1 protein-coding gene is annotated in these 715 nt (G+C 47.3%); it reads right to left on the reverse strand.

Annotated elements, in window-relative coordinates; all coding sequences use genetic code 11:
- Positions 1 to 715: 4Fe-4S dicluster domain-containing protein (locus A3729_RS03170; protein ID WP_156497607.1), on the reverse strand; the 715-nt coding region annotated here is incomplete at both ends.

A 715-nucleotide genomic window follows, 5' to 3' on the forward strand; every position in this document is an offset into this window, starting at 1 on the left:
ACCCAAGTAACGGATACGACCTACACAAGTCTCAGAACAAACTGTTGGCTGGCCCGCTTCGATACGTGGGTAACAGAAAATACACTTCTCTGACTTACCAGACTTCCAGTTGTAGTAGATCTTCTTGTATGGGCAACCCGATACACACATTCTCCAACCACGACACTTGTCTTGGTCGATCAATACGATACCGTCTTCTTCACGCTTGTAGATCGCACCTGAAGGACAACTTGCAACACAAGCCGGATTCAAACAGTGCTCACATAAGCGTGGCAAGTACATCATAAAGGTCTTTTCGAACTGACCGTAGATGTCTTTCTGCGCTACTTCATTGAAGTTTGAATCAACTTTACGTTTAGCGAACTCCGTACCTAGAATCTCTTCCCAGTTTGGGCCCCAGTTGATCTTCTCCATGATTTTGCCAGTGATCAGCGACTTCGGACGAGCCGTTGGCTGATGCTTGCTTTCTGGCGCAGTATGCAGATGCTCGTAGTCGTAATCGAATGGCTCATAGTAGTCATCGATTTCGGGTAGGTCAGGGTTACCGAAGATATTCGCCAACACACGCATCTTGTTACCTTGACGCGGTGTCAACTTACCATCGTTACCACGGACCCAACCGCCGTTCCATTTTTCCTGGTTTTCCCACTCTTTAGGGAAACCCACGCCTGGCTTAGATTCAACATTGTTAAACCAAGCGTATTCAACACCGTCA

It is taken from the genome of Oleiphilus sp. HI0043 (assembly GCF_001634935.1).